Source organism: Nocardioides sp., from assembly GCF_964229035.1.
GTDB lineage: Bacteria > Actinomycetota > Actinomycetes > Propionibacteriales > Nocardioidaceae > Nocardioides.
Genome location: NZ_CAXRAZ010000013.1, coordinates 18,292 through 33,203, shown reverse-complemented (window position 1 = coordinate 33,203; position 14,912 = coordinate 18,292). Strand labels below are relative to the sequence as shown.

At 74.0% G+C, this 14,912-nt stretch carries 14 protein-coding genes; 6 read left to right on the top strand and 8 right to left on the bottom strand.

Going from position 1 to position 14,912, the window contains the following annotated elements; all coding sequences use genetic code 11:
* From bioB to bioD, 4 genes are all read left to right on the top strand, one after another.
* Complete coding sequence (gene bioB / locus ACERUN_RS04845; RefSeq protein ID WP_370288646.1) at nt 1-1,188, top strand: biotin synthase BioB; 1,188 nt, start codon at nt 1-3, stop codon at nt 1,186-1,188.
* An 89-nt stretch (nt 1,189-1,277) separates the two neighbouring features.
* Nucleotides 1,278-2,621 (top strand): adenosylmethionine--8-amino-7-oxononanoate transaminase, encoded by a 1,344-nt coding sequence (locus tag ACERUN_RS04840; protein WP_370288645.1) that lies wholly within the window; start codon nt 1,278-1,280, stop codon nt 2,619-2,621.
* Complete coding sequence (locus tag ACERUN_RS04835; protein WP_370288644.1) at nt 2,618-3,751, top strand: 8-amino-7-oxononanoate synthase; 1,134 nt, start codon at nt 2,618-2,620, stop codon at nt 3,749-3,751. The genes ACERUN_RS04840 and ACERUN_RS04835 overlap by 4 nt, the downstream gene beginning before the upstream one ends.
* Nucleotides 3,748-4,431 carry a dethiobiotin synthase gene (gene bioD, locus ACERUN_RS04830; RefSeq protein ID WP_370288643.1) on the top strand — a complete coding sequence of 228 codons (684 nt, stop codon included), beginning with the start codon at nt 3,748-3,750 and terminating at the stop codon, nt 4,429-4,431. The genes ACERUN_RS04835 and bioD overlap by 4 nt, the downstream gene beginning before the upstream one ends.
* A gap of 37 nt (nt 4,432-4,468) precedes the next feature.
* Here the strand turns inward: bioD and ACERUN_RS04825 are convergent, their stop codons facing one another.
* Together ACERUN_RS04825 and ACERUN_RS04820 are read right to left on the bottom strand one after the other, a co-directional pair.
* Entirely contained in the window at nt 4,469-5,902 is a 1,434-nt protein-coding gene (locus tag ACERUN_RS04825) for an amidase (protein WP_370288642.1), read from the bottom strand.
* 88 nt (nt 5,903-5,990) lie between these two features.
* On the bottom strand, nt 5,991-6,539 hold the full coding sequence (locus ACERUN_RS04820; RefSeq protein WP_370288641.1) for an NADPH-dependent FMN reductase: 549 nt from the start codon (nt 6,537-6,539) through the stop codon (nt 5,991-5,993).
* A gap of 122 nt (nt 6,540-6,661) precedes the next feature.
* Between ACERUN_RS04820 and ACERUN_RS04815 the strand changes: the two genes are divergently transcribed.
* A complete protein-coding gene (locus tag ACERUN_RS04815) occupies nt 6,662-7,261 on the top strand; it encodes a TetR/AcrR family transcriptional regulator (protein WP_370288640.1) in 600 nt (199 codons plus the stop codon).
* A gap of 22 nt (nt 7,262-7,283) precedes the next feature.
* On the opposite strand, the gene cimA is transcribed toward ACERUN_RS04815, so the two are convergent.
* From cimA to ACERUN_RS04785, 6 genes are all read right to left on the bottom strand, one after another.
* Nucleotides 7,284-8,936 (bottom strand): citramalate synthase, encoded by a 1,653-nt coding sequence (gene cimA / locus ACERUN_RS04810; protein ID WP_370288639.1) that lies wholly within the window; start codon nt 8,934-8,936, stop codon nt 7,284-7,286.
* 132 nt (nt 8,937-9,068) lie between these two features.
* Nucleotides 9,069-10,856: a protein kinase gene (locus ACERUN_RS04805; RefSeq protein ID WP_370288683.1), complete on the bottom strand. Its 1,788-nt coding sequence runs from the start codon at nt 10,854-10,856 to the stop codon at nt 9,069-9,071.
* 71 nt (nt 10,857-10,927) lie between these two features.
* Nucleotides 10,928-11,356, bottom strand: a complete 429-nt coding sequence (locus tag ACERUN_RS04800; RefSeq protein ID WP_370288637.1) for an MmcQ/YjbR family DNA-binding protein — start codon at nt 11,354-11,356, stop codon at nt 10,928-10,930.
* 32 nt (nt 11,357-11,388) lie between these two features.
* On the bottom strand, nt 11,389-12,477 hold the full coding sequence (locus ACERUN_RS04795; protein ID WP_370288636.1) for a branched-chain amino acid aminotransferase: 1,089 nt from the start codon (nt 12,475-12,477) through the stop codon (nt 11,389-11,391).
* A 157-nt stretch (nt 12,478-12,634) separates the two neighbouring features.
* The gene (locus ACERUN_RS04790; protein ID WP_370288635.1) at nt 12,635-13,750 is read right to left on the bottom strand and encodes a 3-isopropylmalate dehydrogenase; all 1,116 of its coding nucleotides are present in this window, start codon (nt 13,748-13,750) and stop codon (nt 12,635-12,637) included.
* Between the two features lie 11 nt (nt 13,751-13,761).
* Nucleotides 13,762-13,947, bottom strand: a complete 186-nt coding sequence (locus ACERUN_RS04785) for a hypothetical protein (RefSeq protein WP_370288634.1) — start codon at nt 13,945-13,947, stop codon at nt 13,762-13,764.
* Nucleotides 13,948-14,329: 382 nt separating this feature from the next.
* On the opposite strand from ACERUN_RS04785, the gene ACERUN_RS04780 reads away from it, so the two are divergent.
* The gene (locus ACERUN_RS04780; protein WP_370288633.1) at nt 14,330-14,899 is read left to right on the top strand and encodes an O-methyltransferase; all 570 of its coding nucleotides are present in this window, start codon (nt 14,330-14,332) and stop codon (nt 14,897-14,899) included.
* Nucleotides 14,900-14,912 lie beyond the last annotated feature (13 nt).

Genomic DNA, 14,912 nt, shown 5'->3' with positions numbered 1-14,912 from the left:
ATGACCACGAACTTCGACGCCCTCGCCACCCGCATCCTCGAGGGCGGCCAGGCGAGCGAGGCCGACGCCCTCGCCGTGCTGCAGGCACCCGAGAGCGAGCTGCTCACCATCGTCGCCGCGGCCGGTCGCCTGCGCCGCGAGCACTTCGGCACGACGGTGAAGGTCAACTACCTGGTCAACCTCAAGTCGGGCCTGTGCCCCGAGAACTGCAACTACTGCTCGCAGGCCCTCGGCTCGCAGGCCCCGATCCTCAAGTACTCGTGGCTGTCGAAGGAGGAGACCCTCGCCCAGGCCGGCGCCGGACTTCGCGGCGGCGCCACCCGCGTGTGCATGGTGTCCTCGGGTCGCGGCCCCTCCGAGCGCGACATCGACAAGGTCGTGGAGATGACCGAGGCGCTGAAGTCGGAGTACGAGGGCGTCGAGGTGTGCGCCTGCCTCGGCCTCCTCAAGGACGGCCAGGCCGAGCGCCTCAAGAGCGCCGGCGTGGACGCCTACAACCACAACATCAACACCGCCGAGTCGCACCACGACTCGATCGTGCAGACCCACACCTACGACGACCGCGTCGACACCATCGGCAAGGCCAAGTCGGCCGGCCTCTCGCCCTGCTCGGGTCTCATCGCCGGTCTCGGCGAGACCGACGAGCAGCTGGTGGAGGCACTCTTCGCGCTCAAGGCGCTCGAGACCGACTCGATCCCGGTCAACTTCCTCATGCCCTTCGACGGCACCCCCTACGAGAACACCTGGGAGCTCAGCCCCACGCGCTGCGTGAAGATCCTCGCGATGGCGCGCTTCGTGTGCCCCGACAAGGAGATCCGCATCGCCGGCGGCCGGGAGATGCACCTGCGCTCGCTCCAGGCCACCGCCCTCCACGTGGCCAACTCGATCTTCCTCGGCGACTACCTCACCTCCGAGGGCCAGGACGCCAAGGCCGACCTCGAGATGATCCGCGACAACGGCTTCTCCATCCTCGGCCTCGACGACGCCTCGTTCGACGAGATCCTCGCCGCCCACCAGCACGCCGCCGCCCACGGCGCCGGCGGTGCCTGCGGTTCGGCCGGCGGCTGCGGCGAGTCGTGCTCGGGCTGCGCCAGCCACGGCGAGACGGCCGCCCCGGCTGAGGGCGACGTCCGCGAGCCGGCGATCCGTCGCCGCGGCGCCGGCACCGAGGTGCCTGCGAACGCCTGAGCGCCCGGCGCTCCGCCGATCCACCACCCCCGACCCACTACGCCGACCCATCACGCCGACCCACCACGCCGATCCGACGGGAGCCCGCGATGACCGCCCTCACCGGCACCCAGGGGTCTCGGGTCTCCGTGCTCGACGGCGCCGGGCTGCTCACCTTCGACCGCGAGCACGTGTGGCACCCCTACACCTCGATGGTCGACCCCGCCCCGGTGCGGCTCGTCACGGGAGCGCAGGGGGCGCGGCTTCGCGTCGGCGGCGTCACCCCCGCCGGCGAGGACGACGGCCGCTGGGTGGTCGACGGCATGTCGTCGTGGTGGGCGGCGATCCACGGCTACGCCCACCCCGTGCTCGACCGTGCGGCCGCCGAGCAGATCGGGCGGTTCAGCCACGTGATGTTCGGCGGCCTCACCCACGAGCCCGCCGTCGCCCTGGCCCAGCGGCTCGTCGACATCACCCCGACCGGCCTCGAGCGGGTCTTCCTCGCCGACTCCGGATCGGTGTCGGTGGAGGTGGCGCTGAAGATGGTGCTGCAGTACCAGCGGGGGCTCGGTCGCCCCGAGCGCACGCGGATGCTCACCGTGCTCGGCGGCTACCACGGCGACACCTTCGACGCCATGTCGGTCACCGACCCCGTCGGCGGCATGCACACGCTGTGGCGTGGCGTGCTGCCCGAGCAGGTCTTCGGGCCGCGCCCACCGCGCCACGACGCCGACGACGCCGAGATCGACGTGTGGGCCGCGGCGATGTGGTCGCTGGCGGCCGAGCACCGCCACGAGTTGGCGGGCATCATCGTCGAGCCGCTGCTGCAGGGCGCCGGCGGCATGCACCCCTACCCGGAACAGTGCCTGCGGGTGCTGCGGGCGATCGCCGACGAGCACGACCTCGTGCTGGTCTTCGACGAGATCGCCACCGGCTTCGGCCGCACCGGACGGCTCTTCGCCAGCGAGGTCGTCGCCCCCGACATCGTGTGCCTCGGCAAGGCGCTCACCGGCGGCTACCTCTCGCTCGCGGCCGTGCTCACCACCGACGCCGTCGCCCGTGGCATCGCGGGGAGCGAGTCGGGCGTGCTCATGCACGGGCCCACATTCATGGGCAACCCGCTCGCCTGCGCGATCGCCTCGGCCTCGATCGACCTGCTGCTCGACCAGCCCTGGCAGCAGCGGGTCGCCCACGTCGGGGAGCGCCTCGCCGCGGGCCTCGCGCCGCTGCGCGCCCACCCGCACGTGGCCGACGTGCGCACGCTCGGCGCGGTGGGCGTCGTCCAGCTCGACCGGGCGGTGGACGTCGCAGCCGCCACCACCGCCGCCCTCGACGCCGGCGCCTGGCTGCGTCCGTTCCGCGACCTCGTCTACGTGATGCCGCCCTACGTCACCAGCGACGACGAGCTCGACATCCTCGTCGGCGCCGTCGCGGCCGCGGTGGAGTCGGCGTGAGCGGCGGAAGCTGGGGCGACTGGCTCGACGCCGAGGCGCAGCGGCGTGACGAGGCGGGCCTGACGCGCCGCCTGCGCCCCCGTTCGGCCGACGACGCCACCATCGACCTCGCCGGCAACGACTACCTCGGCCTCACCGGCGACGCGGCCGTGCGGCGGGCTGCCGCCGACGCCGCGCTCACGTGGGGCGCGGGCGCCGGCGCCTCGCGGCTCGTCACCGGCACGCTCGCGCTGCACGACGAGCTCGAGCGCGCCCTCGCCGACTACACCGGTCAGCCCTCGGCGCTGGTGATGTCGACCGGCTACCAGGCCAACCTGGCGGTCGTCACCGCGCTGGCCGACGCCTCGGTGCGGGTGATCTCCGACGCCCACGTACACGCCTCGCTCATCGACGCCGTGCGGCTGGCCAGGGCACGCGTCACGGTCGTGCCCCACAACGACGTCGCGGCGGTGCGCACCGCCCTGCGCGCCGCGCAGGACGCCGGCGAGCGCACGCTCGTGCTCGTCGAGTCCGTCTACTCCGTGCTGGGCGACGCCGCTCCCCTGGTCGAGCTCGCCGAGGCGTGCGAGGAGACCGGGGCGCTGCTGGTCGTCGACGAGGCGCACGGGCTCGGCGTCCACGGGCCGGGTCTCGTGGCCACCCAGGGGCTCGCCGGACTGCCGCACGTGGTGGTCACCGCCACGCTCTCGAAGGCGCTGGGGGCCCAGGGTGGCGCGGTGCTCGGTCCGGTCGCGCTGCGCGAGCACCTCGTCAACCGCGCCCGCCCGTTCATCTTCGACACCGGACTCGCCCCCGCGCCCACCGCCGGTGCACTCGCCGCGCTCGGGGAGCTGCAGGCCCGCCCGGAGCTCGCCGCCACCGTGCACGAGCGGGTGCGGTCGCTCGCCGCCTCACTCGGCGTCGACGTGCCCGCCGGCGCGGTGCTGTCGGTGCCCATGCCCTCACCGCAGGCCGCCGTCGCCGCGCAGGCAGCCGCACTGGAGGCGGGCCTGCGCGTCGGCTGCTTCCGCCCGCCGTCGGTGCCCGACGGCATCTCGCGCCTGCGCATCACCGCCAGCGCCGGCGTGGCCCCTGCGGAGTGGGAGCACGCCGTCGAGATCCTCGTCGCCGTCGTGAAGGAGCACCAGTGACCCGCGTGATCGTCGTCTGCGGCACCGACACCGGTGTCGGCAAGACCATCGCCACCGCCGCCCTCGCCGCACGCGAGGCCGGGCTCGGACGACGCGTGCTCGTCGTCAAGCCCGCGCAGACCGGCGTCGGCGGCGACTGGCCCGACCCGCCCGACGCCGACACCGTCACCGCCCTCACCGGACTTCCGGCCCGGCACTTCGTGGCGCTCGCCGACCCACTCGCCCCCGACACCGCTGCCCGCCTGCGCGACGTCGCCCTGCCGACCGTGGCCGAGCACGCGGCGTCCCTGCGCGCCCTGCTGCCCGAGCACGACACGGTGGTCGTCGAGGGTGCCGGCGGACTGCTCGTCCGTATCGACACCGAGGGCGGCACGCTGCTCGACCTCGCCGTCGCGCTCGCGTCCGACGCCGACCCTCTCGAGGTCGTCGTCGTGGCCCGGCCCGGCCTCGGCACGCTGAACCACACCGAGCTCACCGTCGCGGCGCTGCGGGCGCGCGGCGTGGAGCCGGCGGGCGTCGTCCTCGGGTCGTGGCCGGCGGCGCCGGGGCTGGCCGAGCGCTGCAACCGCGAGGACCTCCCCCGCGTCACCGCCCTGCCGCTGCTCGCGGTCATCCCGGACGGCGCCGGGTCGCTCTCGCGCGAGGACTTCCTCGCCGGCGTCCCCACCTGGTTCGCCTGAGCGCCACGTCGGCGCATCATCCCTGCCACGTCGGCGGTCACCAGAGCGGGGGGCGACGGTCCTTCCAGGGCAGGGCCTGCTCGACCTGGGCCGAGAGGGCGAGGAGGGTGGCCTCCTGGGCGGGACGGGCGGCGAGCATGACGCCGATCGGGAGGCCGTCGGCGCTCTGGTGCAGGGGCAGGCTGATCGCCGGCATGCCTGTGACGTTCCACAGCGAGGTGAACGGCGTGAAGCGCTTCTGGGCCTCGAAGTCGGCGAGCGGGTCGGCGTCGTCGCGCAGGGCACCGACCGGCAGCGGCAGCGTGGCCAGGGTCGGGGTCAGCACGACGTCGTAGGGCGCGAGCGCCACCAGCGCCTCGGCGGCGTGGCGGCGCAGCTGCCCGATCGCGAGGCCGAACTCCGGGCCGGAGACGGCCTCGCCGCGCTCCCCCAGCCAGCGGGTCAGGGGTCGCAGCTGCTCGCGCTGGTCGACGTCGAGGTTCGTGGTCGACAGCGCCGTGAGCACGGCCCAGCAGGTCTCGAACACGCCCACCGCTTCGCGGGGCAGCGGCATCGGAACGCCCTCGACGGCGTGGCCGAGCGAGCCGAGCAGGCGCGCGGTGTCGTCGTAGGCCCGACGCACCTCGGGGTGCAGGTCGACCTCGGCGATCACCGGCTCCTCGAAGCAGGCGATCCGCAGCCGGCCGGGCTCGCGCCGCGTCGCCTCGAGGAAGGTGGACGACGGCTCGGGCGCCCAGGAGGGGTCGCCCGCACGTCGTCCAGCGAGGACGTCAAGCAGCGCCGCCGCGTCGGCCACGGTGCGCGCGATCGAGCCGGAGGTGGAGAGGCCGACCGGGTCGCCGTAGAGCGGGAAGCCGCTGATGCGCCCGCGGGTCGGCTTGAGCCCGACCAGGCCGCAGCAGGCCGCGGGGATGCGGATCGAGCCGCCGCCGTCGGAGCCGTGCGCCACCGGCACCAGGCCCGCCGCCACGCCGGCCGCCGCGCCGCCGGATGATCCGCCCGCCATGCGGGTGGTGTCCCACGGCGTCACCGCGGGTGGGCGCCCCTCGGGCTCGGTGTAGCAGGGCGAGCCGAACTCCGGGGTGCTCGTCTTGCCCAGGCTCACCAGGCCCGACGCCTCGATCGCGAGGGTGATCGCGTCGGACACGCTCGGCACGTGGTCGGCGAAGACCGGCGAGCCGAAGCGGGTGGGCACCCCTGCGGTGAGGTTGAGGTCCTTGATCGCGGTGGGCACCCCCGCGAGCGGCGAGACACCGTCGCCCACCGGGCCGACCGCGGCCACCTCGAAGGCGCGGCGACGCGCGGCCTCGGGGTCGCGGTGGGCGAAGGCGCCGTCCACGAAGTCGGCGGGCAGCTGCTCGGCCCGGGCGAGGTAGTGCTCGGTCAGCTCGACCGGCGAGAGCTCGCCGCGGCGGATCAGGTCGCCCTGCTCGAGGGCGGTCAGCTCGTGAAGGTCAGCGAGGTCGGCCACACCTCGAGAGTAGGCGGACGACGAACGGCCCCCGCACGCATGAGGCGTGCGGAGGCCGTTCGGTTCGGCTCAGATGACTGAGGTGAGCTCAGGCGGCCTGCGCCGGAGCGGCCTCGGCGAGGGTGGTCAGGGCCGCGAGCAGGCGGGCACGCACCTCGGGGTCGGTGGTCGGGTCGACGTCCACGGCCGGCTGGGAGACGGTGACGTCCTCGACGACCTGGGCACCGGCGATGCCGGCCGAGCGGGCGGCGTCGGCGTGGGCCCACTTGCCGCCGTAGGGGGTGGGCGTCGCGCCCACGACACCGAAGGGCTTGCCCACGATCGCGCCGGCGCCGTAGGGGCGCGAGAGCCAGTCGATGGCGTTGTTGAGCACGGCCGGCATGGTGCCGTTGTACTCGGGGGTCACGGCCAGCACGCGGTCGGCCTCGCCCACGCGGCGGCGCAGGGCAGCGGCGGCCTCGGGGCCGCCGTCGACGTCGACGTCCTCGTTGTAGAACGGGATCTGGTCGAGGCCGTCGATGATGTCGACCTCGATGGCCTCGGGCGACTCGTCGCGCAGGATCTCGGCGATGCGGCGGTTCACGGAGTCGGCGCGCAGGCTACCGACGAGCACGGCGATGCGGGTGGTGTCAGTCATGGAGGTCGAAACGGACCGCGGTCCGCTTCTATTCCCGGGGTGGCGAGGATTCCTTCCGTCTCGTACCGATCGGCACCGCCGAAGCCGCTCGCCCGGCACGGCAGGCCCCTAGGCTGGCGGTGATGGACCGTTCGCTCCCCCTCGTCACCGCGCCGACCGCGGCCCCCGTGCGCCGCGATGCCGCGCGCAACCGCGAGGCGCTGCTGGCGGCGGCGAACGCGCTCATCGCCGAGGGCGGTGTCGCCGCGCTCACCATGGACGCCGTGGCCTGCCGCGCCGGCGTGGGCAAGGGCACGCTGTTCCGGCGCTTCGGGACCCGCGAGGGACTCATGGCCACGCTGCTCGACGAGTCCGAGCGGCGCTGGCAGGAGGCCGCGATGAGCGGGCCACCGCCGCTGGGGCCCGGCGCACCTGCTCGCGACCGGCTCCTCGCCTTCGCCGGCTCGCGGCTGGAGGAGCACGTGCGCCAGGACGCCCTCATCCGGGCCGCCGGCACGACGTGGGGCGACAACCAGAGCGTGATCGGCTTCCACGTGCTGCACGTGCGGCACCTGCTGCTCGAGGCCGGAATCACGGGCGACGCGACCTACCCCGCCACGGTGCTCGTGACGATGGTGTCGCCGCCCGTGCTGCGCCAGCAGCTGGACGCCGCACGGCTGACGCCGTCGCGCGTCCTCACCGGCTGGACCGACCTGCTCGACCGGCTGCTCCCCGCCGACTGAGCGACGGGGGGCGACGAGGGCGCTAGCCGGCGTGGTGGCGCAGCAGGCCGTAGGTGATGCCGTCGGCCAGCGCCTCCCACGAGGCCTCGATCATGTTGGCGCCGACGCCCACGGTGACCCAGCTGGAGGTGCCGTCGGAGGTCTCGATGAGCACCCGGGTGATCGCGTCCGTGCCGTGGCCCTGGTCGAGGATGCGCACCTTGAAGTCGATCAGCTCGAGCTTGGCGACCTCGGGGAAGGCCTGCACGATCGCCGCGCGCAGGGCCTGGTCGAGCGCGTTGACCGGGCCGTTGCCCTCCCCCGTGACGACGTAGCGCACGCCGGCGGCGCGCAGCTTGACGGTGGCCTCGGAGACGGCGTCCTCGCCGGTGGGGCGCTCGGTGTGCGAGGCGTGCGTGGCTGTCTCGGTGATCACCCGCCAGCTCTCGACCTCGAAGTACGAGGGACGCGTGCCCTCGGCCTCCTCGATGAGCAGCAGCTCGAAGGAGGCGTCGGCGGCCTCGAAGGTGTAGCCGCGCGACTCGAGCTCCTTGACCCGCTGCGTGACCCTGGTGACGACCTCGGGCGAGTCGGAGAGGTCGAAGCCGAGCTCGCGGCCCTTCAGCTCGATCGAGGCGCGACCGGCCATCTCGGAGACCAGCAGGCGCATGTCGTTGCCGACGCCCGCGGGGTCCATGTGCTGGTAGAGGTCGGGGTCGACCTTGATGGCCGAGGCGTGCAGGCCGGCCTTGTGGGCGAACGCGCTGGTGCCCACGTAGGGCTGGCGTGCCGACGGGGGCACGTTGGTGACCTCGGCGACGGCGTGGGCCACACGGGTGGCCTCGGTGAGCAGGCCCGGCGGCAGCACCTGGCGGTCGAGCTTGAGCTCGAGGTTGGCGACCACGTTGACGAGGTCGGCGTTGCCGGTGCGCTCGCCGTAGCCGTTGATGCACCCCTGCACGTGGGTGGCACCGGCGTCCACCGCGGCGAGGGTGTTGGCCACGGCGCAGCCGGTGTCGTTGTGGCAGTGGATGCCCACCCGCACGCCGGTGGTGTCGATGACGTCGCGCACGACGTCGGAGACCCACGGCGGGAGCATGCCGCCGTTGGTGTCGCACAGCGCCACGACGTCCGCACCCGCCTCGGCGGCGGTGCGCAGCACCTCGAGGGCGTAGGCGCGGTCGAGTCGGTAGCCGTCGAAGAAGTGCTCGGCGTCGAGGAAGACCTGCTGGCCCTCGGCGCGCAGGTGGCTCACCGTGTCGCGCACCATCGCGAGGTTCTCCTCGAGCGTGGTGCGCAGCGCCTTCTCGACGTGCCCGGCGTGCGACTTGGCCACGAGGGTGACCACGCCGGCCCCGCTCTCGCGCAGCGCCGCCACGAGCGGATCGTCGGCGGCGCGGACGCCGGCGCGACGGGTGGCGCCGAAGGCGGCCAGGCGCGCGTGGCGCAGGTCGAGCTCGGTCGCCGCGCGCCGGAAGAACTCGGTGTCCTTCGGGTTCGCGCCGGGCCAGCCGCCCTCGATGTAGCCGACACCGAGGCCGTCGAGCTGGCGGGCGATGGTGAGCTTGTCGGCGACCGAGAGGGTCAGGCCCTCCTGCTGGGCGCCGTCGCGCAGCGTGGTGTCGTAGACGTGGAAGGCGCCGTGCAGGTCGAGGTCCGAGCCGCCGGCCCGCGCGGTGTCCTGGTGCTCGGTCATCGCGTCGTCCACTGGTCCTTCCCCTCGGCTGGGCCCTCCTCGGTGAGGGTCGTCACGCCGGGGCGAAGTCTGCCACGCCCCGCCCGCGCCGCGGCGCGGGCGTCCGGCCGCTGGCGGGTGCCCGGCGGGTGGTCAGAGACCGAACGGACCCGAGGAGAACGGGGCCCAGCTGACGCCCTGCGAGGCGATGAGCAGACCGATGCCCAGCACGGCGCCGAGCAGCAGTGCACATGCTCCGAGCCACGGCAGCGGCGTGCGCGCCGCCGGGACGAGCACGCGCGCCACGGGAGAACGCAGGCGCGGGGCGGCCGGCCCCGACCACAGTCCGACCCCGAGGGCCGCGCCCGCAACAGTGAGGCTGCTCTCGACGGCGAGGTCGCCCGCGTAGCAGAGCAGCAGACCGGCCGCGGCGAGCCCGACGCTCCACCCCACCAGGAGCAGTGCTCCGGGGACGGCGCGGACGAGGTGCCAGGGGCTGCTGACGAGCCAGCGCAGGCCGTCGTGCCACTTGGCGCCGCGCGCGCTGCGGCGCGCGGCGACCGCGGAGCTCGCGAGCGAGCCGGCGCGCAGCAGCCACACCGTCACGAGGACGACGCCCAGCGTCAACCACGGTGCCGCCGCGAGCGCGACGCCGACGACGACGGCACCCAGACCGACCAGCACCAGACGACGCAGCCGCTCGCCCAGCGGCGCGGGCGGCAGCGTGCCGAGGTGCTCCTCGCCGGCCGGTCCGGCGGCATCGATGCCCTCGCCGTCGAGGGGCGCGAGCCCGTGCTGCTCGTCCCAGCGCCGCTCCATGCGCGCGAGCGCACCGGGGTCGGGCAGGGCGCCACCGGGCCCGACGGGAGTGACGACCGGGATCGGAGGCTCGCCGCCGGCCGGTGCGAACGGCGGCGGGGGCGGCGGGGCCGCGGTGGGCGCGGCGGAGAGCGGCGTCGTGGCCGGGAACGCGGTGGTCGTGGGCGGGAGCACTGGCGTCACGGCGTCGGCGAGGGTGCGCGGCTCGGCGTCCACAGCATCGCGGCCGTCGCGGGCCTGACCGGCGAGCGCGAGCGGCATCGTGGCGTCGCCGCCGGAGAACAGCACGCCCGGCGGCGGCGCGGGGGCGAGCTCGGGGCGGGTGCTCTGCGGACGCAGCCACGCGAGCAGCTCCACGAGCGACGGACGGTCGAGCGGGTCGGGGCTCAGGGCGGCGGCGAGGACGTCGCGCAACGGCTGCTCGATGCCGGAGAGGTCGTGCTGGCCGCGACGACTGCGGTCCATCACCGCCATCGCCGGCCCCTTGCCGTAGGGGTTGCGGCCCGTGGCCGCGTAGGCGACGGTCGCCGCCCAGGCGTGGACGTCGGCGGCCGCGGTGGCATCGTCGCCGTAGAGCACCTCGGCAGCCAGGTAGCCCGGGGTGCCGAGCAGCCAGCCGGTCTGGGTGAGGCGGGCGTCCTCGGCGACGCGCGCCAGACCGAAGTCGATGAGGATCGGCGTGCGCCCCTCCATCAGCACGTTGCCGGGCTTCACGTCGCGGTGCAGCACCCCGGCCGCGTGGACGGCGGAGAGCCCCTCCGCGAGGCAGCCGGCGATCCACAGCAGGTCGCCGCCGACGACAGGTCCCTCGGCGGCCACGTGCTCGTGCAGCGAGGGCCCCGGCACGTAGCGAGTGACCACGTAGGGCACCTCGGCCCACGGGTCGGCGTCCAGCATCTCCGCGACCCAGGGGCTGCGGATGCGCTGCAGCGAGCCCACCTCGCGCTCGAGCCGGCCCCGCGCCTCACGGTCGCCCACGATCTGCGGGCGCAGCACCTTCAGCGCCACGCGGCGCCCGTCGGGCCCCTGCGCGAGGTGCACGATGCCCATGCCGCCCTCACCGAGGAGGGTGAGCAGGCGGTAGTCCCCCACGCGCTGCGGGGCGCTGCTGTCGGGGCGCATCGTCACGCCGCGAGATTACCCGCGCCGGTGCCGCGGGGTCAGCGGGCGCGCGGTGGGCGCCCCGCCGCTACTCAGCCGTCACCACCCGGACGGGCGTCGAGGACGGCGACGAGCCGCGCCGGCGCGAGCAGGCGGTAGGAGGCGTCGATCAGCTCCGCGACCTCGTCCCAGTCGGTGCGCGGGTCGGCGAGGTCGAGGGCGCGCCACGGCGAGGTGCCGGCGTACATCGGCACGAAGAAGCGGTCGTCGGCGTCGACGGCGGGCAGCTCGGCGTCCTCGATGCGCAGGGTGAGGGCGGTGTCGACGCGCACGTGCTCGCCCTTGCCGGACCCCGTGCGACGCCCCGCTCCGTAGCCCGCGAAGATCCGCCCCTTCTCGCCGGCCTTGAACACCGGGCGGCCGTGGCTGACGTACTCGATCGTCTCGGGCAGGGCTCCGCAGAGCGCGCGCAGGCGGGCGAGCACCGGATCGTCCTCGTCGAACATGATCGGGTGTGCCATCCGGCCCGCCCTCGCGTCCGCCCCGCCCGGGCTCAGGCGCCGGTGGCGACCCGGTGCATCCAGCCGAAGGTGTCGTCGGCGCGGCCCAGCTGGATGCCGACCAGCTGCTCGCGCAGACGCATCGTGAGGTCCTGCGAGGCCGGTGCCGGCACCTCGCCCTCGCGGGTCTTCAGGCTGCCGACCGGCGTGACCACGGCGGCGGTGCCGCAGGCGAAGATCTCGGTGATGCGACCCGAGGTGACGCCCTCGCGCCACTCCTCGATGCCGAAGCGGCGCTCGGTGACGGTGTGACCGAGCTTGCCGGCCAGCTCGATGATCGAGGAGCGGGTGATGCCCTCCAGGATCGTGCCGGTCTCGGGCGTGACGATGGAGCCGTCGTCGAAGACGAAGTACATGTTCATGCCACCGAGCTCCTCGACGTAGCGCCCCTCCTGGGCGTCGAGGAAGACCACCTGGTCGCAGCCCTGGGCGTAGGCCTCCTGCTGCGCGACGAGGGAACTCGCGTAGTTGCCGCCTGTCTTCGCTGCGCCCATGCCACCGCGGCCGGCGCGGGTGTACTCCTCGGTGAGCCACAGCGTCACCGGCTTCACGCCGCCCTTGAAGTAGGCGCCGGCCGGGCTCGCGATCACCATGAACGTGACGTGCTGCGAGGGCCGCACGCCGAGGAACTTCTCCGAGGCGAACATGAAGGGGCGCAGGTAGAGGCTCTTCTCGCCGCCGTCGGGGTTGGCCGGCACCCAGCGCTCGTCGACGCGCACGAGCTCCTCGACAGCCTGCAGGAAGTCGTCGACCTCGAGCACCGGCAGCGCGAGGCGGTGGCTGGAGCGGATCATCCGCTCCGCGTTGGCCTCGGGGCGGAACAGCCACGTCGAGCCGTCGTCGTGGCGGTAGGCCTTCATGCCCTCGAAGGTCTCCTGCGCGTAGTGCAGCACCGCGGCGGCGGGGTCGAGGGTGATCGGCCCATACGGCGTGATGCGAGCGTCGAACCAGCCGCGCTCCGGCGTCCACTCGACGGTGAACATGTGGTCGGTGAAGTGCACACCGAAACCCGGGTTGGCCAGGATCTCCGCCAGCCGGGCCTCGTCGGTGGGGTTCGCAGAGAGCGTGGTGGTGATCTGCATGGCCATGAATCTAGTCCTCGGGGGCGAGTCGGCGGGAGGGCGGGCTGAGGTGCGGGAATCGCCGGAACGAGCCGACCGGCGATCCCTGCACGTGGCGCACGTTGCAACACGTGCCACGTGCAGGCAACGCGTGCCAAGTGCGACGCGCCGCGAGGTGTCAGCCCGCTACTCGCGCGGCGATGGCGTCGCCGACCTCCGGGGTACGGCGCTGCTGGCCGGGGGTGCGGGCCTCGAGGTCGGCGAGGACGGCGGTCTCGATGCGGGCTGCGGCCTCGGGGTGGCCGAGGTGGTCGAGCAGCAGCGCGGCCGACAGGATGGCGGCGGTGGGGTCGGCGATCAACTGGCCGGCGATGTCGGGCGCCGAGCCGTGCACGGGCTCGAACATCGATGGTGCGGTGCGGTCGGGGTTGACGTTGCCCGAGGCCGCCAGCCCGATGCCGCCGCTGATGGCGGCGGCGAGGTCGGTGACGATGTCGCCGAAGAGGTTGTCGGTGACGATCACGTCGAAGCGCTGCGGGTCGGTGGCCAGGTAGATCATCACCGCGTCGATGTGGCAGTAGTCGGTGGTGACGTCGGGGAACTCCTTGGCCACCTCCGAGAAGATGCGCCACCACACCGAGCCCGCGTGCACGAGCACGTTGGTCTTGTGCACCAGGGTCAGCTTCTTGCGCGGGCGCTTCTGGGCTCGGGCGAAGGCGTCGCGGACGACGCGCTCCACACCGAAGGCGGTGTTGACCGACACCTCGGTGGCGACCTCGGCCGGGGTGCCGACGCGCAGCGAACCGCCGTTGCCGGTGTAGGGGCCCTCGGTGCCCTCGCGGACGACGACGAAGTCGACGTCGCCCTTGGCGAGCACCTCGCTCGACAGCGGCGAGACCGAGCCCGGGTAGAGGCGCGAGGGACGCAGGTTGACGTAGTGGTCGAGCTCGAAGCGGAGCTTGAGCAGCAGGCCGCGCTCGAGGATGCCCGGGGGCAGGTTCGGGTCGTTCGGCTTGCCGCCGACGGCTCCGAGCAGCAGCGCGTCCTGAGCGCGGATCTCCGCGAGCACGCTGTCGGGCAGCACCTCGCCGGTGGCGAGGTAGCGCTCGGCACCGAGGTCGTAGCGCGTCTGGGCGAAGGTGACGCCCTCCGGCGCGGCGACCTCGAGCACCTTCAGCGCCTCGGCCGTGACCTCGGGACCGATGCCGTCACCGGGGATGACGCCGAGGGCGACCTGGCCGGTGGCCGGTGCGGTGGCGGTGGTGGTGGCGGGGTCCGAGGCCTGGGTGCTCATGGTCGAGCAGATTAGTTGTCGTCGGGACGGCCGGCGTCGGCGTCTCGCCCGTCGTCGGTGGCCCACCCGGCGTCCGCGCGGTAGGGGTGCTCGGGGTCGTGCTTGGCCGGCCCCCACTCCAGGGTCGAGGCGTCGTGCGGACGACGGGCGGCGCGGGTGCGGGGCGAGCGGGACGTGGGGTGTGCGGTGTGCGGCATGGTCATCTCCATGGCAATGCGATCGGCTGCGGATCGCGGAGGGTGAGGCGAGTGGGCCGCCCGGAGGCGGCGGTGCCCTCGGCCCGACTCGTGCGAGTCGGACGGCTGCGGGCCTGCGGCCCCGGTCCGTGCTGTGTCGCGGCTGTGTCGCGCTGCCCGGGGCTTCGTCCAGAAGGGGTGAGAAGCCCACGCGGGTCAGATGGGTACGCCGCAGTCACCGCGGCGAGGTGGCCTCTCTCAGGCCTCGCCGCGGCGCACGATTACGAGAAGGGCGGCGCGCATGGTGTGACCACCGTACGCGCGCCTGCAGCGACCTGTCCGCCGAATCCCACGATCCGGTCGACGACGTGGCCCAGCCCACACTGCGGGCGAGCATGGAGCCATGAGCGCGCCGCCCGAGCTTCCTGACATCGTCACGAAGGCCTTCGACGTGTCGCGTCGCGCCGGCTACGTGTCGTTCTGCCGCAACGAGACGGGGCGCCTGCTGGCGATGCTGGCGGCGACCCGCGAGGGCACGATGGCGGAGTTCGGCACCGGTTGCGGTGTCGGCACGGCGTGGCTGCGCTCCGGCGTGCGCAACGACAAGGCGCGCATCCTCACCGCCGAGCTGAACCCCCGCCTCGCGGCGGCGGCCGGCGAGATCTTCGTGGACGACCCGCTGGTCGACGTCCTCGCGGCCGACTGGTCGACGCTGATGGACAAGGGGCCGTTCTCGCTGCTGTTCCTCGACTCCGGCGACCCGCAGGCCGTGCGCGTCGATGCGCTCGCCGATCTGGTGGAGCCGGGCGGGATCGTCGTCCTCGACGACTTCGTGCCGTGCGAGATGTGGCCTCCGATCACCGGCGGCCGGGTCGACACGCTGCGCGAGGAGTGGCTGACCGACGAGCGCTTCACCTGCGTGGAGGTGATGGTGGCCTCCGACGCCTCCACCCTGGTGGCCACCCGCCGCTGAGGCTCGGCCCGCG